Here is a 24,234-nt window from a genome sequence, read left to right on the forward strand (position 1 = left end):
GGGGCCGGCGCCCGCCGGCTTCAGTGGTCGGCCGAGGGAATGGTGTTGTGCGGCGCCACGGGCGTGGGCACGGCGACGGATTCGCGGTCCTGCGCCAGGTAGCGCGACACCAGTTCGAAGAAGCTGTCGTAGAAGCCGCTCTTGGCAATCGTCTCGCTGCCCACCTTGACCATGGAGTCGCTGCCCGAGGAGAACGGCAGCGACACCGACCCCAGCGCACCCACGCCCAGGCTGGCCGAGTTGGCGCTCTTCTTCAAGGTATAGCGGTCCTGCAGCGCCGTGACAAAGCCGATGCTGACCTGGCCGTCGGCGGTCTCCGGCACGCAGACCACGCGGATGTTCATCTGCAGGTTCAGTTCGGGGTCGGGCTGGAAGCTCTTGCTGCCTTCAATGAGTTCGGCCGTGCGCGCCATGGCGATGTAGCCCTGGCTCAGCAGCGCGCGGCGCGCGGCCTCGCAGGTCTGGGCCGGCGAGGCATCGAACATTCGCGAGAAGGTCTCGGTGGAGCCGAAGCTCTCCTGCACGGGCACATGCTGGGGAATGGTCGAGCCGCAGCCCGCAAGCATTGCAATGATGGCCAAAGCTCCCGCGTAGCGCATGCCACGCACCCTGTTTGCTGCACTCCAACGTCGATACACGAACCTGCTCCTTGCTCCGGCGCCGCAGCCTGCGGATGGCATGGCGGCTGGCCGCCTATTCTCACCCGAGCGCCATGCATCGGCCGCCAACTTTGCTGCAATCGGTTTTCTTCCTGCATCAAATTGATGCAAACGAATGTGAATAGCGCCCCGTTCTGACAGGCGGCGCGGCACATCTGCGTTATCGTGCCCGGATTCGCCCAAGGCCGGTGCGGGCCTGCGCCGCGCCAACAGGCCGTCAAAGCCCGCCGCGCCTGTGTCAGCGTCTGACCCAATCAACCAAGGAATTCAACATGAAGCCAAGCTGGACCTGGTGCCTGCCCGTGATCGTTACCATGGGGCTCGGCGCCTGCAGCCATATCGACAAGGGCGGCAATGCCGAAGAAGGTGCCAAGACCCAGGCGTCGGCCCCTGCCGGCCCGCCCGGTGATGCCCGATCGCTGACAGCCTACCACTGGAATCTTCGCCAGGCCTTCACGCCCCAGGGCACCGAAGACCAGAGCTGGTTCCTGACCGCCTCCTCGCGCAAGCGGCCCCTGCAACTGGAATTTGCCGACCAGCGCCTGGCCGTCAAGAATCTGTGCAACGTGGTGACCACGGGTTACCGCACCGAAGGCAACCGCATCGCCACGCAACGCGCCGCCAGCACGCTGATGGCCTGCGATGACGACCAACTGATGGCGCTGGAGCAAAAGGTGGCCCGCATCCTGCCCACGGCCAAGCAATGGTCCGTGCAACTGGGCGAAGGCAAGCAGCCTGCGCGCCTGACGCTCACCTTCATCGACGGCACGCGCTGGCAGTTCGACGGCTCGCCCACGGCCCAGACCCAGTACGGCAGCGCCGGCGAGCGCATCTTCCTGGAGGTGGCCCCCCAGCGCACGGCCTGCAATCACCCGCTGATCAAGGACTTCCAGTGCCTGCGCGTGCGCGAGATCCGCTACGGCGACAACGGCGTGAAGACCTCCACCGGCGAGTGGGAGAACTTCTACAGCGAGATCGAGGGCTACAAGCACGAGCCCGGCATCCGCAACGTGCTGCGCATCCAGCGCCACAAGCGCCAGAACGTGCCCGCCGATGCCTCGGCCTACGCGTATGTGCTGGACATGGTGGTCGAGAGCGAGCGCGTGGGCCGCTGACCCGCTGCAGCGTCTCGGCAAGTCCAGATCAAGGCCTGCATTGCGCAGGCCTTTTTCCTTGCAGGCTCACAGCACCGGGCTCAGCATCGCCAGCAGGTTGTTCCAGATGCGGCGCCCCCAGGGCCAGGCGTGGACCTGGGCGGCGGTGATGCGGTCGGACTGGCGGATATAGTCGCCCTGGCGCTGGCGGATGGCGCGGGTCACGGCCTCGTCCTGCAGCAGCACGTTGTTCTCGAAGTTCAGGTCGAAGCTGCGCAGGTCCAGGTTGGTGGAGCCCACAAGGGCCACCTGCCCGTCCACGCACAGGGTCTTGGCATGCAGCAGGCCGGGGCGGAATTCATGGACGATGACGCCGGCCCGCAGCAGGTAGCGGTAGGTGCTGCGGCTGGCCGCGCCCACGATCCAGGAATCGTTGCGTGCCGGCAGGATGAGCGTGACCTGAACGCCGCGCCAGGCGGCGGCGCACAGGGCCTCCAGCACCGTGGCGTCGGGGATGAAATAGGGCGTGGAGATCACCACTTCGCGCCGCGCACTGGCCAGCAGGGTGGACACCAGCTGCGAGGTGGAGCGCGGCCGCTCGGCCGGGCCTTCGGCAATGACGACGGCGGCAAAGCCTTCGGCGGGCATGTCGGCCGGCCCTGCTTCGGGTTCGGCGGCCAGGGGCATGGACAGTCCATGGTCCGCGCTGCGCGCCTGCGCCCAGTCGCTGGCAAAGACCTGCTGCATCTGCGCCACCACCGGGCCTTGCAGGCGCAGCATGATATCGACCCAGGGCGCGTAGCGGGCCTTCACGGCGAAGGCCTCGTCCGCGCAGTTCTGGCTGCCGCAATAGGTGATGACGCCATCGATCACGGTGATCTTGCGGTGGTTGCGCAGGTCCAGCCGGCTGGTGAACATCACCCTGAACGGATGGCTGGCCGGCAGGGCCACGGCCAGTTGCACGCCGGCCTGCGCCATCTGCTGCCAGAGGTCGGAGCGCAGCAGCGCGCGCGAGCCCAGCCCGTCCACCATGGCGCGGCAGACCACGCCACGCCGCGCCGCGCGCACCAGCGCCTGGGCCACGGCCGTTCCCGTGTCATCGGCCAGCCAGATGTAGTAGAGCACGTTGATTTCTTGCCGGGCGGCCTCCATGTCGGCCAGCATGCGGGCGCGGGCCTGGGCACCATCGGCCATGAGCTGCGCCGCGTGGCCCGGCTGCACGGCAAAGCGGTTGATGGACGCCGCGTAGCCGAAGGCCGCCTGCCATTGCGGCGCGATGCCCGCCACCGGCACGCCGCTGCCCGTGACCGGGGCGCCTGGCGCAAAGTCCTGCACCTTGCGGTACCGGGCCCGGCCTCGGCGGCGCAGCGTCACCTCGCCAAACAGGTAGTACAGCGCGCAGCTCGCATAGGGGAGCAGCACGATGACGGTGAGCCAGCCCATGCGCACGTCGGGCCGCACATCGTCGCGCAGCAGGATGCGCAGGCCAAAGCCTGCAATGAGCAGCAGATGCAATGCAAGAAACAGCCAGGTCATGCAGCCAGCATAGCCGGGGGCCCTGCGGACGGGATTGGGCGGAAGGGATGTTTCACGGCGGCAAACCTGGATCTGCGCGCGGCCGGCCTCGCCTCAGGCAATGAACCGGAATTCCATGCACCCGCCGATCCTTGGATTCAACGATAGTGCACACCCACATTCCAGGAACTTTTCCGCTACATGACGAAAATGACCGCAGCGTGACGGTTATGCCCAGCGACTGTGGGCCTGCCTGTGGACAAGCTTCGGGACAACCCTGCATTGCCGCGCCAGCCATGGGTTTGCCGCAGGCGCTGAAAAAACAGGCAGATCGCGCAGCTGCCGCAATGTTTCACGCGGCCGGGCTGCGCCGTGCAGGCGGGCGCCTCAACGGAAGCGGAAACGGCCTTCGACGAACATGGAGGAGCGGTGGCCGCCCTCGCTGGCCGGGTCGGCAAACGACCAGAAGGCCTGCACCGTGCCCTGGGCCGTGTCGATGACCTGGCTGACGGTGAAGCCCGTTTTCTCGATCCAGTTGAGGAAGTGCAGGCTGTCGCTGACCTGCAGGTAGCTGAGCCGTTCGCAGCCATCGGATACATGGCCCAGGGAATCGACCACATGCCAGACCATCTGGCCTTGCGGCGTGTACCGCACATCAGCCTTGCTGTCGGGGAAGTCGATGACCGCTTCGCGCCCGATCAAGGTGCCGGCGTATTGCATGGACAACATGGACATGGTGTGTTGCTCCTCTGATGCGGGGTTCTGGCCTGACCCGTGATGGCATATTCTCGCGCCGCGCCGCAGGTGTTTGTGGGAGCAGGCCGCATGCCTTCGTCGGCAGCGCGGAGCAGGCGGCATGGCCAGCAAGGCGCCGGCATTTCGCAGATACTGCGCGTGCTCCTCCACGGATATCCGATCTTGCCCTCCTCCCCGCTTCCCCCCTCATCGGCCGACAGACTCGCTGCCGGCCTGCGCAGCAGCGCCTTCGTCCCCTTCGTCATGGCGCGCATGCTGTCCATGTTCGCCCAGCAGATGCAGGCGGTGGTCGTGGCCTGGCAGGTGTATGACCTGACGCGCGACCCCATGTCCCTGGCCTACGTGGGACTGGCCCAGTTCCTGCCCATGCTGGCGCTGCTGATTCCGGCCGGCGACCTCAGCGACCGCATGAGCCGCAAGCGCCTGCTGTCGGGCAGCTGGTCCGTGGCGGCCCTGTGCTCCCTGCTGCTGCTGTGGCTGTCCTGGCACGAGGGCGCGGCCGTGCACGATGTGCACTGGATCTATGCCGTGCTGGTGCTGTTCGGCTGCAGCCGCGCCTTCACGGGGCCGGCCCTTCAAAGCCTGCTGCCGCAGATCGTGCCGCGCGAGCAACTGGCCCAGGCGCTGGCCACCAACAGCATGCTGATGCGCACGGCCGCCATTGCCGCGCCCGTGCTGGGCGGCCTGCTCTACGCCTGGGGCGGCGCCGTGCTGACCTATGCGGTCTGCAGCGTGTCCCTGGTGCTGGCCGTGCTGCTGCTCGGCACGGTGCCCGTGCGCTTTGCCGGGGCCATGGCGCCGGCGGGCGGCTCGCTGTGGCAGCGCTTTGGCGAAGGCATCCATTTCATCCGCACGCGCCCCATCATCCTGGGCACGATTTCGCTGGACCTTTTCGCCGTGCTGCTGGGCGGCGTGGTGGCCCTGCTGCCCGTGTATGCGCACGAGGTGCTCAAGGTAGGCCCGGAAGGCCTGGGCCTGCTGCGCTCGTCCATGGCCGTGGGCGAGGTGGCCATGGGCCTGTGGCTGTCGGCCCGTCCCATCCAGCGCCATGTGGGCCGCGTGATGTTCGCCGCCGTGGCCATCTTCGGCGTGGCCAACCTGGTGTTTGCGCTGTCGCACTGGTTCTGGCTGTCCATGGCCGCCCTGATGCTGGCCGGCGCAGCCGACATGGTGAGTGTCTACATCCGCTCGGCCCTGGTGCAGTTTTCCACGCCCGACTCCATGCGCGGGCGCGTGAACGCGGTGAACATGCTGTTCATCGGCTCGTCCAACGAACTGGGCGAATTCCGCGCCGGCACCAGTGCCGCCTGGCTGGGCGCCGTGCCGGCTGCCGTGGTGGGCAGCCTGTGCACGCTGGGCGTGGTCGGCAGCTGGATGACCTTGTTCAAGCCGCTGCGCGACGTGGACCGGCTGGAAGACGCTGCACGCGTGGGCCAGGGCTAGGGCCAGGCTAGAGAAGTTCGGCGCGCAACTCGGCCGCGCTCCTGGGAGACAGCAGGCCGGGCGCCACGTCAAACACGGTCTTGCAGCCCGTCTGCCCCGACTGCTGCAGCCTGTGCACGGCGCGCGCACAGGCCACGAGCACGCTGGCCGTGAATTCCGGATTGCTGTCCAGCTGCAGGCGGTATTCGATGGAGTGGTGCAGCCCCTGCGAGCTGCGGCCGCTGCGGATGACGAATCCGCCATGCGGCATGGCTGCATGGTCACGGGCCAGTTCCTCGGCGCTGATGAAATGCACCGTGGTGTCGTATTCGTCAAAGTAATGCGGCATGCCGACGATGGCCTGGCGCACGCCATCGGCATCGGCCCCCTGCTCCAGCACCACAAAGCACTCGCGCCGGTGGCGCTCGCGCGCGGACAGTTCGGGCCGCACGCCGCTGCGCACGCGTTGCACGGCCTCGTCCACGGGAATGGTGTACTGCACGCCCCCGGCCACGCCGGGAATGCGCCGGATGGCGTCCGAGTGCCCCTGGCTCAGGCCCTTGCCCCAGAAGGTGTAGGTGGCGCCATCGGGCAGCAGGGCCTCGCCCATGAGGCGCTGCAGGGAGAACATGCCCGGGTCCCATCCCGCCGAGATCAGCGCCGTGGTGCCGGCCGCGCGGGCGGCCGCATCCACCCGGTCGAAATGCCCGGGAATGCGCGCATGGGTGTCGAAGCTGTCCACCAGGCTGAAATGCGCGGCCAGCGCGGGCGACTGCTGCGGCAGGTCGTCCTTGGAGCCGCCGCACAGCACCAGCACGTCGATGCCGGCGCGATGGGCCAGCAGGCTGTCCATGCCGTGCACGGGCGTGCCGGGCTGCAGCGGACACAGCCGGGCCGGATCACGGCGGGTGTAGATGCCGGCCAGCGCCATGTCGGGGTTGCGGGCAATGGCCGCCTCCACGCCACGGCCCAGATTGCCGTGGCCGACGATGGCGATGCGGATGGGAGCGGTGCTGCGATGGTCCATGCGGTGTGGTGCGTTTGAGAGGGGTTCAGAAACTCCGGTTCACGCGGCGGCGCAGAACCTGGCGCGATCTTGCATCGCCCCGAAGCCGCCAGTCATACAACGGGAGGCAGCACTGCGTTGCCCTGCGCGCAGGTAGTGCCCGGCTGGATGCTCTTGCGCGGCAGAGCGCCTACACTCACGCCCTCATGTTCCCGCTCCCGCCGTCCCTCTCCCCATCCGATGTCTCCGCGCCCGACGATGCACCGCTGCGCATCCTCTGGCGCGACGAGCACCTGGTGGCGGTGTACAAGCCCGCAGGATGGCTGGTGCACCGCACGGGACTGGACGCGCACGAGACGCGCTTTGTGCTGCAAACCCTGCGCGACCAGCTGGGCTGCCATGTATACCCCGCGCACCGCCTGGACAAGGGCACCTGCGGCGTGCTGGTCATGGCCTTGCATTCACAGGCCGCCCAGCGGCTGGGCCAGGCCTTTGCCGGGCAGCAAGTGCACAAGCGTTACTTGGCGCTGGTGCGGGGCTGGCTGCCGGATGCGGTGGAGGTGGACCACGCGCTCAGGCCCGACGATGCGCCCGAGGACGCGCCAGCCCAGCCCGCACAGACTTCGCTGCGCTGCCTGGCGCGCCTGGAATGGCCCGAGGCCTTTGACCCGCGCCACGCGGCCACACGGATTTCACTGGTCCAGGCCCTGCCCGCCACGGGCCGGCGCCACCAGATACGCCGCCATCTCAAGCATGTGGCCCATCCCATCATTGGCGACGCCACGCATGGCAAGGGGCCGCTGAACCGCTGGTGGGCCGAGCGGCTGGGCCTGCAGCGGCTGTGGCTGCACGCCCATGCGCTGGAGCTGGCGCACCCGATGACGGGCGAGCCGCTGCGCTTCGAGGCCGACTGGCAGCAACTGGGCCATGTGACCGATGTGCAGCACTGGCGCGCGCTGTGCGCCCTGCCCGGCTGGCAGGCCTGTGCGGGCCTGCCGGCAACAGCCCGGCCGGGGCCGCTGGATCAGACAGATCCGGCAGGCGCGCCCGCGTCGGGCTGCTCCATCAGCGGCGCTGCCACATAGGCGTAGTCGGCCGAGGCATCGGCCTTGAGCACGCCAGACAGCAGCTCCACCAGGCGCTCGTTGCCCATCTTGAAGCCGCAGGCCTGGGCATGGCCACCGCCGCCGAAGCTCTCGGCCAGCGGAATGCAGTTGAACTCCGAGCGCGAGCGCAGGCCGATCTTCACGCCCTTGGTGCTGGCATGCCACATCAGCGCGAAGCTGCCGCTCTGGCGCGCCAGCAGGTCGCCGACCTGGCTGTGGAACATGCCCGGGCAGTTGACCATCAGTCCTTGCATGCCGTTGAAGACCAGGGGCTGGGCCGCCTCGGAAATGTCGGCGCACAGCTTCTGGAATTTTTCGTCCATGGCGCCGCCGCGCGCCATGAAGGCGGCTTCCTGCTCTGGCGTGAAGGCCGCGATCTCGGCCCAGCGCTCGAAGCTGCGCGGCTCCATGTCCAGCGCCGCGAGAAAGCCCGCGCTCTCGGCGAATTCCCACTTCCAGATGTCGCGGTCCTCGATGAAGCGGATCAGGCCGGGCACGGGCTTGTCGGCCTGGAAGAACTCCCAGGCCAGGCGCGCGCCGGACTTGTTCATGTCGAAGTGCACGACGCCGCAGCGGCACTGGTAGCCGCTCAGCTTTTCGGCGGCGCTCTTGTGGTGGTCCAGCACCACGAGCTTGGCCACGCGCGATTCGATCTCGGCCATGAGCTCGGGCTCGAAGGCAAAGTCCAGCACGTAGACGGCGCGGCCAGCCAGCTCGCCCAGATCGTCGGCCTTCTGGATCTCGCCATGGTCCAGGCCCCGGAATTCGGCCTGCCCGCCGTAGAACAGCCAGGCCGCCAGCGCCGCGCCGTAGCCGTCGGGGCAGCGGCGGCCATGGTAGAGGATCAGGGGCTGGGGATCGTCATGCTCGGGGCGCACGAACAATTGCAGGGGCAGAATGGTGTTTTTCATGATGGGGGCGATTGTCGGGCCTGGCGCCATTCCCCTGCACTTGCTCCAGCGCCCGGGCCCCCTTGGGCAGCCGGGCACTGTGCGGGCTGCTCGCAAGGAACGTAGCGCAAAGCCTGGGCAGTACAAGGCCTATCAACGCAGCAGGCGCCGCAGGCAAATCCCAGGACCTATCATGTCCGCCTTGTCATTGAATTGCTGCGACCGCCTGCGGACCCGCCGGGCGTGCAGGCCGCCGCGGCCCCTGTATGCGATCCACACCCGACATCACCCCCCATCTCGGCTCCCTGCTGAAGTTCCGCCACGACCTGCATGCCAACCCCGAGTTGCGCTACGAGGAGCACCGCACCGGCGACAAGGTGGCGGCCTACCTGATGGCGCTGGGACTGCAGGTGCACCGCGGGCTGGGCAGGACCGGCGTGGTGGCAAGCATCCACGGCCGGGGGCGCAGCGCCGCCAACCCGGGCCGCAGCATCGGCATAAGGGCCGACATGGATGCGCTGCCGGTGACGGAGCTCAACGCCTTCGGCCACGCCAGCCAGAACCCGGGCTGCATGCATGCCTGCGGCCATGACGGCCACACGACCATGCTGCTGGGCGCGGCCACGCTGCTGGCGCAGCAGCCGGATTTCGATGGATCGGTGCACCTGATCTTCCAGCCCGCCGAGGAAGGCGGCGCAGGCGCCAAGGCCATGATGGAGGACGGCCTGTTCGACCGCTTCCCCTGCGAGGCCGTGTTCGCGCTGCACAACTGGCCTGCCTTGCCTGCCGGCGAGATGGCGGTGCGCGTGGGGCCCATCATGGCCTCCACGCTGCGCTTCGAGATCCGCGTGTACGGCAAGGGCGGCCACGCGGCCATGCCCCACACCACGCTGGACCCGATTCCCGTGGCCTGCGCCATCGTCGGCCAGTTGCAGAGCCTGGTGTCGCGCAGCACCGATCCGCTGGACAGCGCCGTGCTCACCGTGGGCAAGATCACCAGCGGCACGGTGGAGAACATCATTCCCGACGAGGCCAGCATCTTCGGCACGGTGCGCGCCCTCAGGGCCGAGACGCAGCAGATGTTCATCGAAGGCATGCAGCGCATCAGCGAGCATGTGGCAGCGGCCCATCTGTGCCGCGCGGAATTCATCCTCAAGCCCGGCTACCCCAACACCACCAACCACGCGCACGAGGCCCGCTTCATGGCCGAGGTGATGCGTGAGGCGGTGGGCGAGGACCGCACCCACGCCGACATCCTGCCGGCCATGACGGCCGAGGACTTCGGCTTCATGCTGGAGGCCGTGCCCGGCGCCTATGGCTGGATAGGCAACGGCCCCGCCACAGGCGAGCCCGGCGTGGGCCTGCACAACCCCGGCTACGACTTCAATGACGACAACCTGGGGCGCGGCGCGCGCTTCTGGGACCTGCTGGCGCGCCGCTGGCTGGAACAGTCCGGGGCCTGAACGCCGTCACACGCAGGCCCTTGCGCCCGCTCTCACACGCCGGCCGGAGCGCCCAGCTGCAGGTCCACCCATTCGACGGCTGGCAGCGGCCGGCCGTAGTGATAGCCCTGGAACAGCACGTCCTGGTTCCAGGCCCGCAGCGTGCCGGCCTGCTCTTCGGTCTCCACTCCTTCGGCCACCACGCGCAGGCGCAGGCGTCTGGCCAGCAGCAGGATCGCCTCGACCATGGCGGCATTGCCCGGCGAGGTATGGCAGTCCTGCACAAAGGACTTGTCGATCTTCAGTTCACGGAACGGCAGCCGCTGCAGATAGGCCAGCGATGAATAGCCGGTGCCGAAGTCGTCCAGCCCCATCTCCACGCCCAGCAGCTGCAGCTCGGCCATGCGCTCGCGCGCCTCGTCCACATCGCGCATGACCACGCTTTCGGTGACCTCCAGCGTGAGGCGGCGCGGGTCGGCCCCGGTTGCGGCCAGGATGCGCTTGAGCTTGTCCACCACGTCGGGCTGGCGGAACTGCCGCCAGCTGACGTTGACCGACAGCCGCCAGCCCTGCTGCACGAACTCGGGCCGCACCAGCATGCGGCAGGCCTGCTCCAGCATCCAGTCGCCCAGTTGCACGATCAGGTCCGATTCCTCGGCCACGGGAATGAAATCACCGGGCTCGACCATGCCCAGGCGCGGATGGTTCCAGCGCACCAGCACCTCGGCGCCCACGCAGCGTCCCGCATGGTCCACCTGGGACTGCAGATAAGGCTGCAGCTCGCCGGCAGGAATGGCGCGGCGCAAGTCCTTTTCGATGCGAAAGCGCTTGCCCACGGCCTCGGCCATGTCGGGCTGGAAGATGACGACCTGGCCCAGGCCGGCCTGCTTGGCCTGGTGCAGGGCCACGCCCGCGCGGCGAAGCACATCATGGCCACCGCTGTCGGTGCGCGAGGCGGCGAAGCTGGCCGCGCCAATGCTGCAGCTGGCCTGCACTTCCTCGCCGGTTTCCTCCAGCCACAGCGGCCGCTCCAGCGCGTCCTGCAGCACCTGGGCCAGGGCGCGCATGTGCTGGTCCACCTCTGCCGCCTCCTGGCCGGCCTTCTCCAGCAGCACGGCGAATTCGTCGGCGCCCATGCGGGCCAGCAGCACGCCGTCGGGCAGGGCATCGGCCAGGCGCAGCGCCAGCGCGCCCAGCAGCGCATCGCCACGCACCGTGCCGCGCACATCGTTGAAGGCGGTGAATCGGTCCATGTCCAGCAGCAGCAGGCCGTGGCGCGGCTCCCCACCCTTGCCGCCGTCGCGGAACTCACGCGCCAGCGCGCGCAGGCGCTGGGTCAGCGACAGGCGGTTGGGCAGGCCGGTGAGCGCATCGAAATGCGCCAGGGCATGGATCTGGCGTTCCGCGCGCATGCGCTCGGACAGGTCCTGCTTGAGTTCCACATAGTTGACGATGCTGCCATCCGAGGCGCGTATGGGCGCCACCAGCACGGCCTCGGGCAGGTCCTCGCCCTGGCGCGTGCGGTTGGTCATCTGCCCGCGCCACAGCGCGCCCCGGCCCAGTTGGTGCAAGGCCTCTTCCCATGCAGGCGCGTCCAGGCCCATGGTGGAGTAGCGGTGCGTGGGCTGGCCCAGAACCTCGTTGCGCGCAAAGCCGGTGCGCTGCAAAAAGGCCTCGTTCACGTAGACGATGTTCTGGTGCACGTCGGTGATGACGATGCTTTCGGGGTTCTGCTCCACGGCGCGGTAGAACTTGCGCAGATCGTCCTGGTGCTGCTCCAGCGAGCCCAGCGTGTCCTGCAGTTCCTGGGCACGGCGGATCAGGCTGCGCCTTGCCATCAGCGTGACCGTGCCCGTCAGCCCCAGCATGCCCACGAAGTACAGCATGGAGAACACGGGCGAGGTCTCGCGCTGGCCTATCCAGTCGACCCCCTCGCGGCCCGCCACCCAGAACGCGGCCATGGCCAGTACGGACAGCACCAGCATGGCCAGCGTGGTGCGCACGCCCAGCACCCAGGCGCACATGACGAGCAAGGCCGGAAAGGCCAGCACCGAGCTGCTTTGCACGCCGCCCGTGGCGGCCACCACGGTCACGGCTGCCACCCAGGTGCCCCAGACCAGAAGATTGGAGGCCAGCCTCCAGTGCCGGCGCCAGCCCAGCAGCACGGCGCCGAAGCTCACGCCGGCGGCCACCAGGTTCAGCCGCACGCTGGGCCAGGGAATGGGGTCCTGCGTCAGAAGCGCCATGGCCAGGAGCACGGTGAGGCTGGTGATCCATAGGCTGCCGACCAGAACGACCCGGCGCAGGGACAAATGGATTTCCGCCTCGACTCGATGACGCCGCATGAAAAAGCCCCGACTGAGAAAGAACAATCAACATGCTAGCGGCCAGTGGCGCCAACGGCTGTGGTGCTTGTGCCACCGCCCCGGTCGGACGTCCTCTTGCACCAAACGGGGGATGCCGGCGCTGGCCGGCGGTGGTTCAAGGCGCGCTTTTGCGCTCGCGCGGGGGGCGCTTGCGCGCCTTGTTGGCGTCCTTGCGGGCCTGGCGCTCGGCATCGCGTGCCTGGCCCACGGCCAGCCACTGCGCGTATTCGTCGGGTGTCTCCAGCGTGATGCGGCCCAGGATCGCTGCGCGGAAATCCGTGAGCACCAGCTCGGCAGCTTTTTGCAGATTGACACGTCCGCCGCTCATCATGGCGCCGCGGCGCCGGCCGATGGCGTCCAGCAGTTCGTCGTCATGCAGGGCGGCAATGCGTTCGTTGTCCAGGCCCAGCTTGTAACGCGCCTCCAGCAGGTCCGCGTACGTCTTCTGCAGATAGCCCAGCAGCTCCAGCGCCACCAGTTCCTCGTCATAGGCGTTGCGGCCCACGGCGCCGCTGGCGGCCAGGTTGTAGCCGCTTTGCTCGACGATGATGCGCGGCCACAGCATGCCGGGCGTGTCCCAGAGGTAGAAGTCGTCGGCCAGCACGATGCGCTGCTCCAGCTTGGTGATGCCGGCCTCGTCCCCCGTCTTGGCCTGCCGCTTGCCACTCATGGAGTTGATCAACGTGGACTTGCCCACGTTGGGAATACCGCAGATCAGCACGCGCATGGGCTTGGCCATGCCGCCACGGTTCGGGGCCAGCAGCTTGCAGGCCTCGATCAGCCGGCGCGTGGGCGCGGGCTCGGAGGCGTCCAGCGCAATGGCGCGCGTGTCGCTCTGGGCGTTGTACCAGTCCAGCCAAAGCGGCGTGCGCGCGGCATCGGCCAGGTCCTGCTTGTTGAGCACCTGCAGGCGCGGCTTGTGGCCCGTCAGCTCCTGCAGCAGCGGGTTGCTGCTCGACCCCGGCAGGCGCGCATCCAGCACTTCGATGACCACATCGATTTCCTTGACGCGCTCGGTGATCACCTTGCGCGTGAGATTCATGTGACCGGGGAACCACTGTATGGCCATGGGATTACTTTCTGGGAAACGGGGGAACTGGCAGGGGCGCAAGGATAATTCATGGCTTGCGCAGACAGGATGGAGCATCGCGCTGCGCACCAGCGCAAACCGCAGGCTTCATTCTTTCTTGCGCAAGCCGCAATTGTCCCCCGCTTTTACGCCCCGCCTCACTGCCTATGTCCTTGCCCGATACCCCCACTTCCCGCTCCGCCTCGCGCAAGGCCGACATCGAACTGTTGATCAAGGGAGTGACCTGCGCCGTGATCGGGCTGGTGATCCTGCTGGCGCCGCAGTTCATGGCACCCGGGGGCATCGTGCAGATGATGGCCCAGTCGTACCTGGTCGGCTGGTTCGCCCTGCTGCTGGGCACGGCCTTCATCGTGCTGTTTGCGGTGCGCCGCAGCAAGGCGCGGCGCTGAGCATGGTGCAGGGCCCGCTGGAGCAGGCGCTGTCGCAGATCGGGCAGTGGCAGCAGCGTGCCCGGGCTGCGGGCATTGCACTGCGCCCGGCGCCACCCCAGCCCACCAGCTGCTGCGGCCGCGGCTGCAACGGCTGCGTCTGGGAAGGCTTCTACGACGCCGTGCTGTTCTGGTGCGAGGATGCAGGCCAGGCCCTGAGCGGCGGACCTGGCTGAGGCACGGTCAGCGCAGGTTCTCGGGCGCCATGTAGCGCAGGCGCCATTCCTCGAAGGACAGCGTGTCTGCGGCCTCGATGTCGCGCTGGTCCTGCACGGACTGCGCCGACCATTGCTCGAAGCGCTGCTGCTGCGCCTCGCTCCAGGGCAGGGCCAGCAGCGAATCGCGGGCCTGCTCGGACCGGGCCAGCGTGAAGCGCGAGAAGCTGTTGCCGTACTCGCCCGTCAGCTCGCCCAGCACATGGGCCGAAGGCGTGCGCTCCGGATGCTCCAGGCGCTCCAGCGCCTGGGCCAGCGCGGCGCTGTAATCCTGCGTGCCGTGCGTGCTGTCCAGCGCCTGGGCATAGGGGCGGCACTGGTCCAGCACTTCATGGGCCCAGTCGCGCAGCGGCACCTCGCGGCCCGCGCGCACCAGCTGCAGGCCGGGCTCGCGGCCGCGCTCGGCGGTCAGGTGCTGGTTGTGCTTGAGTTCGGCGATCTCGGCCGGCGTATCGGGCGGGCTGTCGGCATTCAGGCAGTGCAGCAGGAACACGTCCAGCATGCGCATGGTGGGGGCGGCAATGCCCACATCCTCGAAGGGATCGAGGTCCATCAGGCGCACTTCCACATACTCCACGCCGCGCTCGCGCAGGGCATGCAGCGGGCGCTCGCCACGGCTGACGGTGCGCTTGGGACGGATGGTGCCGTAGAACTCGTTCTCGATCTGCAGCAGGCCCGTGCCCAGCTGGTTGTAGTCGCCGCCCGGATTGCGCACGCCCAGCATCTCGTAGGCGGGATAGGGACGGGTCAGCGCCTCGTGCAGCGAATTCGCATAGCCTTCCAGGCCGTTGTAGCTGACGTTGATGCTGGCCTGCGCATCGCTCTGGTAGCCCAGGCGGCCCATGCGCAGCGAGGTGGCATGGGGCAGGTACAGCGCCTGGCCCGTATCGCCCAGCGGCTGCAGGCCATGCTCGCGCCCCTCGACGAAACAGGCACACAGCGCGGGCGATGCGCCGTACAGATACAGCAGCACGAAGGCATGGCGCCGGAAATTGCGGATCAGCGAGAAGTACTGCTCGCTGGCCACGCCGGGCAGCGACCAGTTGTAGTGGATGCCCGAGATGGTCTGCATGCGCCGGCCATAGCGATGGCCCAGGCCCATGCGGTACACGCTCTTGGATCGGCCCGAATGCGAGGAGCCATAGCGCGCCAGCGGAATCGTCTCGTCCGTGGGCAGCTGGCAGGGCATGCTGGACGACCACAGCATCTCGCCGCCCGCATCGCGCAGGCTGCGCAGCACGAACTGGTGGATCTGCACCAGCTCGTCCAGGCATTCCTGCACGCCCAGGCGCGCGCCCGTGATCAGCTCGATCTGCGATTCGCTGTAGTCGGTGGTGATGTGCGGATGCGTGAGCGCCGAGCCCAGTGCCAGGGGATGCGGCGTCAGCGCCAGGCTGCCGGAAGGCAGCACGCGCAGGCCCTCCTTTTCTATGCCACGGCGTATGCCCTTGAGCCGCTGGGGATCGGGAACCGCCATGGATGCCTGCGATGTTTTCATTCTTGTTTACCGATTCGTTGATGGGCACCGGCCCACACGGAAACCACCAGGATTCCCGGCGGACCCGACCCGGACGCCGAATGATAGAGAAACGGCAGGAAACGCGATGGTGCCTGTCCGCTTAACCACGCGTTTTGGCCTGTTGCCCCGCATGGCATCGCCGCGAGCGAAAGGAATATGTCAGAGTTTCGCCCTCCTGCCCGGCCCCGTCTTGACGCCGGGCAAGGGCAGGCCGGCAAGCGGCGGGGCCGCCGCCGGACGCTGCGCGACCGCCCCGCTTCATCAACGGGCAGCTGCCATGGCCTTGCCCACTTCCAGCGTGCCCTGGGCGGCGCCGCTGGCGGGCACCTGCTCACCGCTGCGGTCCAGCACCTGGGCCAGTTGCGCGGCCAGCTGTTCCGGCACCTGGTCACCCTGGCCCAGGTAAACGCCTTCGGTCAGCGTGATGAAGGCGGCCTCGAAGCCGCCCGCGCCTGCGCACAGCGTGGTACGTGTGGGCGCACTTTCGTGGGCCAGCACCAGCATGGCGGGCACCACGGCCTCGGGCCTGAGGGCGGCCAGCACGGCCTCGGGCATCAGGCCTTCCGTCATGCGCGTGGCCGCCGTGGGCGCCAGCGCATTCACGTGGATGCCGTGCTTGGCGCCTTCGATGGCCAGCGTCTGCATGAGGCCGACCTGGGCCAGCTTGGCCGCGCCGTAGTTGGCCTGGCCGAAGTTGCCGTACAGGCCCGTGGACGAGGTGGTCATCACGATGCGCCCGTAGTTCTGCGCCTGCATGTGCGGCCACACGGCCTTGCAGCAATGGGCGGCGCCCATCAGGTGCACTTCCACCACCAGGCGGAAATCGTCCATGTCCATCTTGGCGAAGCTCTTGTCGCGCAGGATGCCGGCGTTGTTGACCAGGATGTCCACGCGGCCCCAGGCATCGACGGCCTGCTGCACCATGGCCTGCACGGCCGCGAAATCGGTGACCGACGCGCCATTGGCCAGCGCCTGGCCGCCCGCCGCGCGGATCTCGTCCACCACGGCCTGGGCCGCCGTGGCCGAGCCACCGCTGCCATCGACCGCGCCGCCCAGGTCATTGACCAGCACCTTGGCGCCGCGCGCCGCCAGCGCCAGCGCATGCAGGCGCCCCAGGCCGCCGCCGGCCCCCGTCACGATGGCCACGCGGCCTTCAAACTCAATCGCCATGGAGATGCTCCCTTTGTTGCATTGGATGCCGGCTCCGCCCGCCGGATGGCAAGGCGCCGGTCACCCAGCAATGTAGACGGACGCCGCCTTCATTCCGGTTGCCCAAGCGACTGCGGCAGGCCTGCCGGCCTTGTCCCCATCATTTCGTGACAAGCCTGTGGACAACCATGTGCTGGCCCGGGACTGGTGGCCCAAGCGGTTGTTTTGAATGGATTTTTTTCTTTTGCCTATTTTTTAACCAAATCCACAAGTCGTCTGCCCGACTTATCCCGTCTCACCCTGAACAATCTTGTGAACAACTTCCACAGCGGTCGGGATAAGCCACACAAGTCATTGATTCAAAAGAAAAACATGCAGCCCGCTTAAAAAACAGGCAGAAGACCCCGGATTTTCGGGCCGCGTCCCGCTTATCCACCGCGCAGCCCGTATGTACGCATTTACCCCCATCCGTACTGGACAAGCATGTGGACAAGCGGCTGCAACGGCCTGATTTCGCGGTTAAGTCATTGATTTGAAATACAAGCCCTGCGATTGACTAAAAAACAGGCAAACACCGGAATTCCGGACCTGCACCGACCTGCTCCGTATCGCATACAAATGCAGGCTCGGCAGATCCCATCCAAAGCAGACGCCCATGAGCCAGGATTCACCTACCTCCTCCCCCACACCTCCCCCCGCCTCCTCCCCTTTTTCCCCGCCCTTCTTCACCGCCCGCCTCACGCCCAGCGGCCTGCAGGTCGATGCCTGGGCCGACCAGCCGCTGCTGCATTCGCTGGAGCAGGGCGGCGTGGACTGGCCCAGCTCCTGCCGCAACGGCACCTGCCGCACCTGCATCGGGCAGCTGGTCTCGGGCAGCGTGCGCTACGAGATCGAATGGCCGGGCGTGACGCGCGAGGAGCGGGCCGAGGGCTGCGTGCTGCCCTGCATCGCCTATCCCGAAGGCGATGTGGTGCTGCAGGACCCCGGCCCCTGAACCCGGCCAAAGCCCGCGCCGCCTGCGGCCGATGGCCGCTGGAATAGAATGTGCGCTTTCGCAAGGTCATTCCGGGTCATGCCGATTGCCGACAGCGGCTGCGCCGCGCCACACGTTCTTTGGAAGCCCACTTCTGACGCCTGCCAGGCAGAGGGAGCCGGCGCGTGTGCCGCGCCCCGTCCGCACGACCCGGCTCCTCCAGAAGGCACTCCATGAACAACTCCACGTCCCCCGTGCCCATCTCGCCGGTGGAAGACATCATTGCCGACATGCGCGCGGGCCGCATGGTCATCCTCGTCGATGAGGAAGACCGAGAGAACGAAGGCGACCTGGTGCTGGCCGCCGACCATGTCACCCCCGAGGCGATCAACTTCATGGCGCGCTTCGGCCGCGGCCTGATCTGCCTGACGCTCACGCGCGAGCGCTGCGAATACCTGAAGCTGCCGCCCATGGCCGCGCGCAACGGCACCGTGTACAGCACGGCCTTCACCGTCTCCATCGAAGCGGCCGAGGGCGTGACCACCGGCATCTCCGCCGCCGACCGCGCGCGCACCGTGCAGGCCGCCGTGGCCAAGGACTCCAAGCCCACGGACCTGGTGCAGCCGGGCCACATCTTCCCGCTGCAGGCCGTCGATGGCGGCGTGCTCATGCGCGCCGGCCACACCGAGGCCGGCTGCGACTTCGCCGCCCTGGCCGGCTGCAGCCCCGCCGCCGTGATCTGCGAGATCATGAAGGACGATGGCACCATGGCCCGCCTGCCCGACCTGCAGCTGTTCGCTGCCGAGCACGGCCTGAAGATAGGCACCATCGCCGACCTGATCCAGTACCGCAGCCGCAACGAATCCCTGCTCAGCAAGGTCGGCACGCGCCCGCTGCAGACGGCGCATGGCGAGTTCATCGCCCATGCCTTCCGCGACCTGCCCAGCCAATCCGTGCACCTGGCACTGGTCAAGGGCCGGTGGGAAGCCGACACCCCCGTGCCGGTGCGCGTGCATGAGCCGCTGTCCGTGCTGGATGCGCTGGAGACCGGCCGCACCCTGCACTCCTGGAGCCTGGACTCCAGCCTCGAATACATCGCCCGCCAGGGCCACGGCGTGGCCGTGCTGCTCAACTGCGGCGAGACCGGCGACCAGCTGATGGCCCAGTTCGACGGCAGCGCCCGTGCCGCCCAGGCACCCGAGCGCGGCCGCATGGACCTGCGCACCTATGGCGTGGGCGCGCAGATCCTGCGCGAATGCGGCGTGCAGCGCATGCAGCTCATGGGCCAGCCGCGCCGCCTGCCCAGCATGGCCGGCTACGGCCTCGAGATCAGCGGCTACATCCCCAAGGAATAAGAAATGTTGAATGCAGAAAAGGGCCAGGCCCAGAACCTCGACGGCGCGCAGCTGCGCGTCGGCATCGTCCAGGCCCGCTTCAATGAAAGCATCACCAACAGCCTGACCCAGGCCTGCCGCGAAGAGCTGCTGGCCCTGGGCGTGCAGGCCGGAAACATCGACCACGTCACCGTGCCCGGCGCCCTGGAAGTGCCCGTGGCGCTGCAGGCGATGGCCGAGTCCGACCGCTACGACGCCCTGGTGGCGCTGGGCTGCATCATCCGTGGGGAGACATACCACTTCGAGCTGGTGGCCAACGAATCGGGCGCGGGTGTCACGCGCCTGGCCCTGGACTACCAGTTGCCGATCGCCAACGCGATCATCACCACCGAGAACACCGAGCAGGCCATCGCGCGCCAGACCGAAAAGGGACGCGATGCGGCCCGGGTCGCCGTGGAGATGGCCAACCTGCTCCAAACCATAGCCCGAACATGAGCGACGAACAATCCACACCGGCCTCGGGCCGCCCTCCCCGCCAAAGCCGCGGCGGCCTGACCAGCACCGGCGCGCGCAAGGCCGCCTCCAAGTCCAACCGCAGCCGCGCGCGTGAATTCGCGCTGCAGGCGCTGTACCAGCACCTGGTGGGCGGCAACGACGTGGAGGCCATCGACCGCTTCACGCGCGACCTGTCCGGCTTTCACAAGGCCGACTCGGTGCACTACGACGCGCTGCTGCGCGGCTGCATCAACTCCCAGGTGGACCTGGACGCGCTGATCGCCCCCAAGCTGGACCGCACCATGGCCGAGATCTCGCCCATAGAGCACGCCAGCATGTGGATCGGCGTGTATGAATTCCAGCACTGCCCCGACGTGCCCTGGCGCGTGGTGCTCAACGAGTGCATCGAGCTGGCCAAGGAATTCGGCGGCACCGACGGCCACAAATACGTGAACGCCGTGCTCAACGGCCTGGCGCCCACGCTGCGCGCGGCCGAAGTCGAGCATGACCGTGCGGGCAAGGGCGCCGCGCCCGCGCAGCCCGCGGCCGCCAAGGCAGGCACTGCCACCGACGCGGCAGCAGATGCCGCCACGGACGCAGCAGCGGACGACACTGCCGACCAGGCCGGCTGACGCCGCGCCTCGGGTCTTCGGGGCACAGGCCCCGCCGCATCCGGCCATCCATGGCCCGCCCGCGCCTGCCGGGCGCGGGCGCCTCTTCCAGGATTTCACCCGTCATGAAGTTTTCGACCCGCGCCGACCGCATTGAGCCCTTTTACGTGATGGAGATCGCCAAGGCGGCGCAGGAGATGGCGCGCGGCTGCGCGGACAGCGACACGCCGATGATCTTCCTGAACATCGGCGAGCCCGACTTCACCGCGCCCCCGCTGGTGCAGGAGGCCGCAGCGCGCGCCGTGCAGGACGGCGCCACGCAATACACGCCGGCCCTGGGCCTGCCCCAGCTGCGCGAGCGCATCAGCCACTGGTATGCGCAGCGCTTCGGCGTGGATGTGCCGGCGCGGCGCATCGTGGTCACGGCCGGCGCCTCGGCCGCGCTGCAGCTGGCCTGCCTGGCCACCATCGACGCGGGCGACGAAATCCTCATGCCCGACCCCAGCTATCCCTGCAACCGCCACTTCGTGAGCGCAGCCGAAGGCCGGGCCGTGATGGTGCCGACCACGGCCGCCGAACGCTACCAGTTGAGCGCCGACAAGGTCGAGGCCGCCTGGAACGAGCACACACGCGGCGTGCTGCTGGCCTCGCCCTCCAATCCCACCGGTACCTCGATCGCGCCGGCCGAGCTGCGCCGCATCCTCGACGTGGTGCGCGCCCGGGGCGGGCTGACCATCATCGACGAGATCTACCTGGGCCTGTCGCATGACGACGCCTTCGGCCAGACTGCGCTGGCGCTGGGCGAGGACGTGATCAGCATCAACAGCTTCAGCAAGTACTTCAACATGACGGGCTGGCGCCTGGGCTGGATGGTGGTGCCCGATGCCATGGTGCCCGTGGTCGAGCGCGTGGCGCAGAACCTCTTCATCTGCGCCAGCACCGTCTCGCAGCGCGCCGCCCTGGCCTGCTTCGAGCCCGAGTCCATTGCCGAGTACGAGCGCCGCCGCGCCGAGTTCAAGGCCAGGCGCGACTTCTTCATCCCCGCGCTCGAGGCCCTGGGCCTGCCCGTGCCCGTGCAGCCCGACGGCGCCTTCTACGCCTGGGCCGACTGCCGTGCCGCTGCCGCCAAGCTCGGCGTCCAGGGCAGCTGGGACTTTGCCTACGCCGTCATGGAGCGCGCCCACCTGGCCATCACGCCGGGCCGCGACTTCGGCACATTCGAGACCGCCGACTTCGTGCGCTTTTCCACGGCCAACTCCATGGAACAGCTGCAGGAGGCCGTGCGCCGCCTGCAGCGCCTGCTGGCCTGAGGGCCGCCGCACATGGCCTTCGAATTTCCCATCCGCGTCTACTGGGAGGACACCGATGCCGGCGGCATCGTGTTCTACGCCAACTACCTCAAGTTCTTCGAGCGCGCCCGCACCGAGTGGCTGCGCGCCCTGGGCATAGGCCAGCAGCAGTTGCGGGAACAAACGGGCGGCATGTTTGTCGTAACCCAGGCCCAGCTGCAATACCTGCGGGCGGCCCGGCTCGATGACCAACTCCTTGTTACCGCCGCGCTGCAAAGCAGCGGGCGCGCTTCGCTGACAATACGGCAGCAGGCGCTGCTGGCATCCGCCGGCGATGGCAAGGCGCCGCCGCCCCTGTTGTGCGAAGGCACGATCCGCATTGGATGGGTGGATGGCTCGACCATGCGCCCCGCAAGAATTCCGAACCGCATCCTGGAGCAACTCTCATGAACTCCCATGACATGTCCATACTCAGCCTCGTGCTGCAGGCCAGCTGGGTCGTGCAGCTGGTCATGCTGATCCTCGTGGGCGCCTCGGTGGCCAGCTGGGCCACCATCTTCCGCAAGTCCCAGACCTTGAAGCGCGTGCGCTCGCTCAACGACGGCTTCGAGCAGGACTTCTGGTCGGGCACCAGCCTCAACGATCTCTACGCCTCGGCCGCTCACCATGCCAAGCAGGGCGGCCCCATGGAACGCATCTTCGCCAGCGGCATGCGCGAATACCAGAAGCTGCGCGAGCGCCGCATCGCCGATGTGAACCAGTTGATGGACGGCACGCGCCGCGCCATGCGCGCCAGCTTCCAGCGCGAGATGGACGAGGTCGAGTCGGGCCTGTCCTTCCTGGGCACCGTGGGCTCGGTCTCTCCCTACATCGGCCTGTTCGGCACCGTCTGGGGCGTGATGCACGCCTTCACCGGCTTTGCCAACATGGAGCAGATCACGCTGGCCACCGTGGCCCCCGGCATTGCCGAGGCGCTGGTGGCCACGGCCATGGGCCTGTTCGCCGCCATCCCGGCCGTCACGGCCTACAACCGCTATGCCCACCAGATCGACCGCGTGGCCAGCCAGCAGGAAACCTTCATCGAAGAGTTCTCCAACATCCTGCAGCGCAACGTGGGTGCGACCGGCTCCAGCACCGCGTCCGGCCATTGAATTCGCGCACAGCCAGCAAGGAGTGAGCACATGCCCGCAGTAGCCTCGCGCGGCGGCCGCAGCCGCCGCACCGTCAACGAGATCAACATGGTGCCCTTCATCGACGTGATGCTGGTGCTGCTCATCATCTTCATGGTGACGGCCCCCATGCTCACGCCCGGCTCCATCAACGTGCCCAGCGCCGGCAAGGCCGCGCGCACGCCCCCGAAACGCGCCGACGTGATGATCGACAAGGACGGCGGCATCCGCATCAAGGCAGGCAACCTCGACAAGACCGTCACGCTCAAGGAACTGGGTACGGCCGCCCGCGACTGGCAGAGCCAGCAAAGCGACGACAGCGCCGTGCTGATCTCGGCCGACAAGAAGCTGCCCTTCGAAACGGTGATGGCCGCCATGTCGGCCCTGCAGTCGGCAGGCGTCAAGCGCGTGGCCTTCGGCGTCAAGTCCTCCCAGTAAGCAGCGCCGCCCACCTTCGATCCCATGCCCAACCTGCAAGACCACGACCAGTTCGCACCGCCGCGCACGCGCGGCCGCACGCGCTCGTGGGCCCTGGCCGCGGCAGCGCACGGGCTGCTTGTGGCCGCCATGCTGTGGACCGTGCGCCCCCCGAAGCAGGCCGACGAACCCATGGTCGAGGCCGAGTTCTGGTCCACGGCCGCACCCGCTCCCGCCCTGCCCGTGCCTGCGCCACCGCCGCCACCTGCACCCGAGCCTGTTCCCCAGCCGCCACCGCCGCCGCCCGCGCCCGTGATTGCACCGCCCCCACCTCCCAAGCCGCAGGCCGTGGACGACGACCACGAGGCCGAGATCGCGTTGGAGAAGAAGCGCAAGATCGAGCAGCAAAAGAAGGAGCGCGCCGAACAGGCCGCCCGTGAGCAGCGCGAGAAGGAACGCCAGGAGCGCCTGGACAAGGAAAAGGCCGACAAGGCGGCCAAGGACAAGGCCGAGCGCGAGAAGGCGGAAAAAGCCGAGAAGGACCGCCGCGACAAGCTCGAGCAGCAGAAAAAGGACAAGGCCGAGCAGGACCGCAAGGACCGCCTGGAGCAGCAAAAGAAGGACAAGGCCGAAAAGGAAAAGGCGGACCGGGAAAAGGCTGCCAGGGACAAGGCCGAGCGCGAGAAAGCCGAGAAGGCCGACAAGGAAAAAGCCGAAAAGGCTGCCAAGGCCGAAGCCGAGAAGAAGGCCGCCGAGGACAAGCGCAAGAAGGAACAGGCTGCCAAGGAAGCCCGCGAGGCCAAGGAGGCCGAGGCACGCCGCCTGGAGAACATCCGCCGCATGCAGGGCCTGGCCGGCAGCGGCGGCTCGGCCGGCGAAGGCGCGGGTGGCAGCAAGAGCGGTGGCTCGGGCAGCTCGGCCGGAGGCCCCTCGGCCGGCTACGGCGCCAAGGTGGCTGCGCGCGTCAAGCCCAACATCGTCTACCCGGACGCCATCAGCGGCAACCCGCGGGCCGAGGTGCGCGTGCGCACCGCGCCCGATGGCACCATCACTGGCGCCACCATTGCCAAGTCCAGCGGCAACAAGGCCTGGGACGACGCCGTCATCCGCGCCCTGCAAAAGACCGAGACGCTGCCGCGCGACATCGATGGCCGCGTTCCTTCGGACCTGGTCATCGGATTCCGCCCGCAGGACTGAACGGGCACAGGCCCTTCATCAAAAAGCCCCGCCGGTACCTGCCTGCGGGGCTTTTTCCATCTTGCGTTGTATGCAATCCGCCACGCGCCTGC

At 68.0% G+C, this 24,234-nt stretch carries 24 protein-coding genes; 15 read left to right on the forward strand and 9 right to left on the reverse strand.

What is annotated here, in order from left to right; all coding sequences use genetic code 11:
- Positions 1–20: 20 nt before the first annotated feature.
- Complete coding sequence (locus ACFPFG_RS07735; protein ID WP_183020338.1) at positions 21–599, reverse strand: DUF2242 domain-containing protein; 579 nt, start codon at positions 597–599, stop codon at positions 21–23.
- A gap of 332 nt (positions 600–931) precedes the next feature.
- Here ACFPFG_RS07735 and ACFPFG_RS07740 point away from each other — a divergent pair, with 332 nt between their 5' ends.
- Positions 932–1,774, forward strand: coding sequence for an META and DUF4377 domain-containing protein (locus tag ACFPFG_RS07740; RefSeq protein WP_183020337.1), 843 nt, complete (start codon positions 932–934; stop codon positions 1,772–1,774).
- Between the two features lie 66 nt (positions 1,775–1,840).
- Here the strand turns inward: ACFPFG_RS07740 and cls are convergent, their stop codons facing one another.
- Both cls and ACFPFG_RS07750 read right to left on the reverse strand, forming a co-directional pair.
- Complete coding sequence (gene cls / locus ACFPFG_RS07745) at positions 1,841–3,289, reverse strand: cardiolipin synthase (RefSeq protein WP_380105895.1); 1,449 nt, start codon at positions 3,287–3,289, stop codon at positions 1,841–1,843.
- Between the two features lie 366 nt (positions 3,290–3,655).
- A complete protein-coding gene (locus ACFPFG_RS07750) occupies positions 3,656–4,003 on the reverse strand; it encodes a MoaF-related domain-containing protein (protein ID WP_012204400.1) in 348 nt (115 codons plus the stop codon).
- Between the two features lie 90 nt (positions 4,004–4,093).
- Between ACFPFG_RS07750 and ACFPFG_RS07755 the strand changes: the two genes are divergently transcribed.
- The gene (locus ACFPFG_RS07755) at positions 4,094–5,467 is read left to right on the forward strand and encodes an MFS transporter (RefSeq protein WP_183020335.1); all 1,374 of its coding nucleotides are present in this window, start codon (positions 4,094–4,096) and stop codon (positions 5,465–5,467) included.
- A 7-nt stretch (positions 5,468–5,474) separates the two neighbouring features.
- On the opposite strand, the gene ACFPFG_RS07760 is transcribed toward ACFPFG_RS07755, so the two are convergent.
- Positions 5,475–6,473, reverse strand: a complete 999-nt coding sequence (locus ACFPFG_RS07760; protein ID WP_380105898.1) for a diaminopimelate dehydrogenase — start codon at positions 6,471–6,473, stop codon at positions 5,475–5,477.
- Between the two features lie 185 nt (positions 6,474–6,658).
- Here ACFPFG_RS07760 and ACFPFG_RS07765 point away from each other — a divergent pair, with 185 nt between their 5' ends.
- Positions 6,659–7,537 carry a pseudouridine synthase gene (locus tag ACFPFG_RS07765; protein ID WP_183020333.1) on the forward strand — a complete coding sequence of 293 codons (879 nt, stop codon included), beginning with the start codon at positions 6,659–6,661 and terminating at the stop codon, positions 7,535–7,537.
- On the opposite strand, the gene ACFPFG_RS07770 is transcribed toward ACFPFG_RS07765, so the two are convergent.
- On the reverse strand, positions 7,477–8,469 hold the full coding sequence (locus tag ACFPFG_RS07770) for a DHH family phosphoesterase (RefSeq protein ID WP_183020332.1): 993 nt from the start codon (positions 8,467–8,469) through the stop codon (positions 7,477–7,479). The genes ACFPFG_RS07765 and ACFPFG_RS07770 overlap by 61 nt on opposite strands.
- A 245-nt stretch (positions 8,470–8,714) precedes the next feature.
- On the opposite strand from ACFPFG_RS07770, the gene ACFPFG_RS07775 reads away from it, so the two are divergent.
- Complete coding sequence (locus tag ACFPFG_RS07775; RefSeq protein ID WP_380105901.1) at positions 8,715–9,911, forward strand: M20 aminoacylase family protein; 1,197 nt, start codon at positions 8,715–8,717, stop codon at positions 9,909–9,911.
- 32 nt (positions 9,912–9,943) lie between these two features.
- Here the strand turns inward: ACFPFG_RS07775 and ACFPFG_RS07780 are convergent, their stop codons facing one another.
- Complete coding sequence (locus ACFPFG_RS07780; protein WP_183020330.1) at positions 9,944–12,235, reverse strand: putative bifunctional diguanylate cyclase/phosphodiesterase; 2,292 nt, start codon at positions 12,233–12,235, stop codon at positions 9,944–9,946.
- 136 nt (positions 12,236–12,371) lie between these two features.
- Positions 12,372–13,325, reverse strand: a complete 954-nt coding sequence (ylqF, locus tag ACFPFG_RS07785; RefSeq protein WP_183020329.1) for a ribosome biogenesis GTPase YlqF — start codon at positions 13,323–13,325, stop codon at positions 12,372–12,374.
- A gap of 167 nt (positions 13,326–13,492) precedes the next feature.
- Here ylqF and ACFPFG_RS07790 point away from each other — a divergent pair, with 167 nt between their 5' ends.
- A complete protein-coding gene (locus tag ACFPFG_RS07790; RefSeq protein WP_183020328.1) occupies positions 13,493–13,735 on the forward strand; it encodes a hypothetical protein in 243 nt (80 codons plus the stop codon).
- A gap of 2 nt (positions 13,736–13,737) precedes the next feature.
- The gene (locus ACFPFG_RS07795) at positions 13,738–13,950 is read left to right on the forward strand and encodes an oxidoreductase-like domain-containing protein (RefSeq protein ID WP_183020327.1); all 213 of its coding nucleotides are present in this window, start codon (positions 13,738–13,740) and stop codon (positions 13,948–13,950) included.
- Positions 13,951–13,957: 7 nt separating this feature from the next.
- Here ACFPFG_RS07795 and gshA read toward each other — a convergent pair whose 3' ends face one another.
- The gene (gene gshA / locus ACFPFG_RS07800; protein ID WP_183020326.1) at positions 13,958–15,487 is read right to left on the reverse strand and encodes a glutamate--cysteine ligase; all 1,530 of its coding nucleotides are present in this window, start codon (positions 15,485–15,487) and stop codon (positions 13,958–13,960) included.
- 282 nt (positions 15,488–15,769) lie between these two features.
- On the reverse strand, positions 15,770–16,678 hold the full coding sequence (locus ACFPFG_RS07805; RefSeq protein ID WP_099752083.1) for an SDR family NAD(P)-dependent oxidoreductase: 909 nt from the start codon (positions 16,676–16,678) through the stop codon (positions 15,770–15,772).
- A gap of 634 nt (positions 16,679–17,312) precedes the next feature.
- Here ACFPFG_RS07805 and ACFPFG_RS07810 point away from each other — a divergent pair.
- The 9 genes from ACFPFG_RS07810 (at position 17,313) to tolA (ending at position 24,142) form a co-directional block, all read left to right on the forward strand.
- Positions 17,313–17,651, forward strand: a complete 339-nt coding sequence (locus ACFPFG_RS07810; protein WP_374618769.1) for a 2Fe-2S iron-sulfur cluster-binding protein — start codon at positions 17,313–17,315, stop codon at positions 17,649–17,651.
- A 212-nt stretch (positions 17,652–17,863) separates the two neighbouring features.
- A complete protein-coding gene (gene ribBA / locus ACFPFG_RS07815; protein ID WP_183017295.1) occupies positions 17,864–18,985 on the forward strand; it encodes a bifunctional 3,4-dihydroxy-2-butanone-4-phosphate synthase/GTP cyclohydrolase II in 1,122 nt (373 codons plus the stop codon).
- 3 nt (positions 18,986–18,988) lie between these two features.
- Positions 18,989–19,459: a 6,7-dimethyl-8-ribityllumazine synthase gene (gene ribH / locus ACFPFG_RS07820; protein WP_012204386.1), complete on the forward strand. Its 471-nt coding sequence runs from the start codon at positions 18,989–18,991 to the stop codon at positions 19,457–19,459.
- The gene (gene nusB, locus ACFPFG_RS07825; RefSeq protein WP_312375730.1) at positions 19,456–20,091 is read left to right on the forward strand and encodes a transcription antitermination factor NusB; all 636 of its coding nucleotides are present in this window, start codon (positions 19,456–19,458) and stop codon (positions 20,089–20,091) included. The genes ribH and nusB overlap by 4 nt, the downstream gene beginning before the upstream one ends.
- A 104-nt stretch (positions 20,092–20,195) precedes the next feature.
- Positions 20,196–21,380 carry a pyridoxal phosphate-dependent aminotransferase gene (locus ACFPFG_RS07830; protein ID WP_197956946.1) on the forward strand — a complete coding sequence of 395 codons (1,185 nt, stop codon included), beginning with the start codon at positions 20,196–20,198 and terminating at the stop codon, positions 21,378–21,380.
- A 12-nt stretch (positions 21,381–21,392) separates the two neighbouring features.
- A complete protein-coding gene (ybgC, locus tag ACFPFG_RS07835) occupies positions 21,393–21,809 on the forward strand; it encodes a tol-pal system-associated acyl-CoA thioesterase (protein ID WP_183017292.1) in 417 nt (138 codons plus the stop codon).
- Positions 21,806–22,510, forward strand: coding sequence for a protein TolQ (gene tolQ / locus ACFPFG_RS07840; RefSeq protein ID WP_183017291.1), 705 nt, complete (start codon positions 21,806–21,808; stop codon positions 22,508–22,510). Before ybgC ends, tolQ begins: the two co-directional genes overlap by 4 nt.
- Positions 22,511–22,540: 30 nt before the next feature.
- Positions 22,541–22,966: a biopolymer transporter ExbD gene (locus ACFPFG_RS07845; protein ID WP_183017290.1), complete on the forward strand. Its 426-nt coding sequence runs from the start codon at positions 22,541–22,543 to the stop codon at positions 22,964–22,966.
- A 24-nt stretch (positions 22,967–22,990) separates the two neighbouring features.
- Positions 22,991–24,142 carry a cell envelope integrity protein TolA gene (gene tolA / locus ACFPFG_RS07850; protein ID WP_197956947.1) on the forward strand — a complete coding sequence of 384 codons (1,152 nt, stop codon included), beginning with the start codon at positions 22,991–22,993 and terminating at the stop codon, positions 24,140–24,142.
- Positions 24,143–24,234: the final 92 nt, after the last annotated feature.

The organism is Delftia deserti, assembly GCF_042653485.1.
Classification (GTDB): domain Bacteria; phylum Pseudomonadota; class Gammaproteobacteria; order Burkholderiales; family Burkholderiaceae_C; genus Comamonas; species Comamonas acidovorans.

Bases quoted from the DNA above. Each gene is read 5' to 3' on its own strand.
- ACFPFG_RS07770 (WP_183020332.1), bottom strand. From the start codon at position 8,469: ATGAAAAACACCATTCTGCCCCTGCAATTGTTCGTGCGCCCCGAGCAT.
- ACFPFG_RS07810 (WP_374618769.1), top strand. From the start codon at position 17,313: ATGAGCCAGGATTCACCTACCTCCTCCCCCACACCTCCCCCCGCCTCC.
- ACFPFG_RS07755 (WP_183020335.1), top strand. From the start codon at position 4,094: ATGCCTTCGTCGGCAGCGCGGAGCAGGCGGCATGGCCAGCAAGGCGCC.
- ybgC (WP_183017292.1), top strand. From the start codon at position 21,393: ATGGCCTTCGAATTTCCCATCCGCGTCTACTGGGAGGACACCGATGCC.
- ACFPFG_RS07760 (WP_380105898.1), bottom strand. From the start codon at position 6,473: ATGGACCATCGCAGCACCGCTCCCATCCGCATCGCCATCGTCGGCCAC.
- ribH (WP_012204386.1), top strand. From the start codon at position 18,989: ATGTTGAATGCAGAAAAGGGCCAGGCCCAGAACCTCGACGGCGCGCAG.
- ACFPFG_RS07735 (WP_183020338.1), bottom strand. From the start codon at position 599: ATGCGCTACGCGGGAGCTTTGGCCATCATTGCAATGCTTGCGGGCTGC.
- ACFPFG_RS07780 (WP_183020330.1), bottom strand. From the start codon at position 12,235: ATGCGGCGTCATCGAGTCGAGGCGGAAATCCATTTGTCCCTGCGCCGG.
- gshA (WP_183020326.1), bottom strand. From the start codon at position 15,487: ATGAAAACATCGCAGGCATCCATGGCGGTTCCCGATCCCCAGCGGCTC.
- ACFPFG_RS07750 (WP_012204400.1), bottom strand. From the start codon at position 4,003: ATGTCCATGTTGTCCATGCAATACGCCGGCACCTTGATCGGGCGCGAA.
- ACFPFG_RS07740 (WP_183020337.1), top strand. From the start codon at position 932: ATGAAGCCAAGCTGGACCTGGTGCCTGCCCGTGATCGTTACCATGGGG.
- ACFPFG_RS07795 (WP_183020327.1), top strand. From the start codon at position 13,738: ATGGTGCAGGGCCCGCTGGAGCAGGCGCTGTCGCAGATCGGGCAGTGG.
- ylqF (WP_183020329.1), bottom strand. From the start codon at position 13,325: ATGGCCATACAGTGGTTCCCCGGTCACATGAATCTCACGCGCAAGGTG.
- ACFPFG_RS07765 (WP_183020333.1), top strand. From the start codon at position 6,659: ATGTTCCCGCTCCCGCCGTCCCTCTCCCCATCCGATGTCTCCGCGCCC.
- tolA (WP_197956947.1), top strand. From the start codon at position 22,991: ATGCCCAACCTGCAAGACCACGACCAGTTCGCACCGCCGCGCACGCGC.
- ACFPFG_RS07845 (WP_183017290.1), top strand. From the start codon at position 22,541: ATGCCCGCAGTAGCCTCGCGCGGCGGCCGCAGCCGCCGCACCGTCAAC.
- ACFPFG_RS07830 (WP_197956946.1), top strand. From the start codon at position 20,196: ATGAAGTTTTCGACCCGCGCCGACCGCATTGAGCCCTTTTACGTGATG.
- tolQ (WP_183017291.1), top strand. From the start codon at position 21,806: ATGAACTCCCATGACATGTCCATACTCAGCCTCGTGCTGCAGGCCAGC.
- ribBA (WP_183017295.1), top strand. From the start codon at position 17,864: ATGAACAACTCCACGTCCCCCGTGCCCATCTCGCCGGTGGAAGACATC.
- cls (WP_380105895.1), bottom strand. From the start codon at position 3,289: ATGACCTGGCTGTTTCTTGCATTGCATCTGCTGCTCATTGCAGGCTTT.
- ACFPFG_RS07805 (WP_099752083.1), bottom strand. From the start codon at position 16,678: ATGGCGATTGAGTTTGAAGGCCGCGTGGCCATCGTGACGGGGGCCGGC.
- nusB (WP_312375730.1), top strand. From the start codon at position 19,456: ATGAGCGACGAACAATCCACACCGGCCTCGGGCCGCCCTCCCCGCCAA.
- ACFPFG_RS07775 (WP_380105901.1), top strand. From the start codon at position 8,715: ATGCGATCCACACCCGACATCACCCCCCATCTCGGCTCCCTGCTGAAG.
- ACFPFG_RS07790 (WP_183020328.1), top strand. From the start codon at position 13,493: ATGTCCTTGCCCGATACCCCCACTTCCCGCTCCGCCTCGCGCAAGGCC.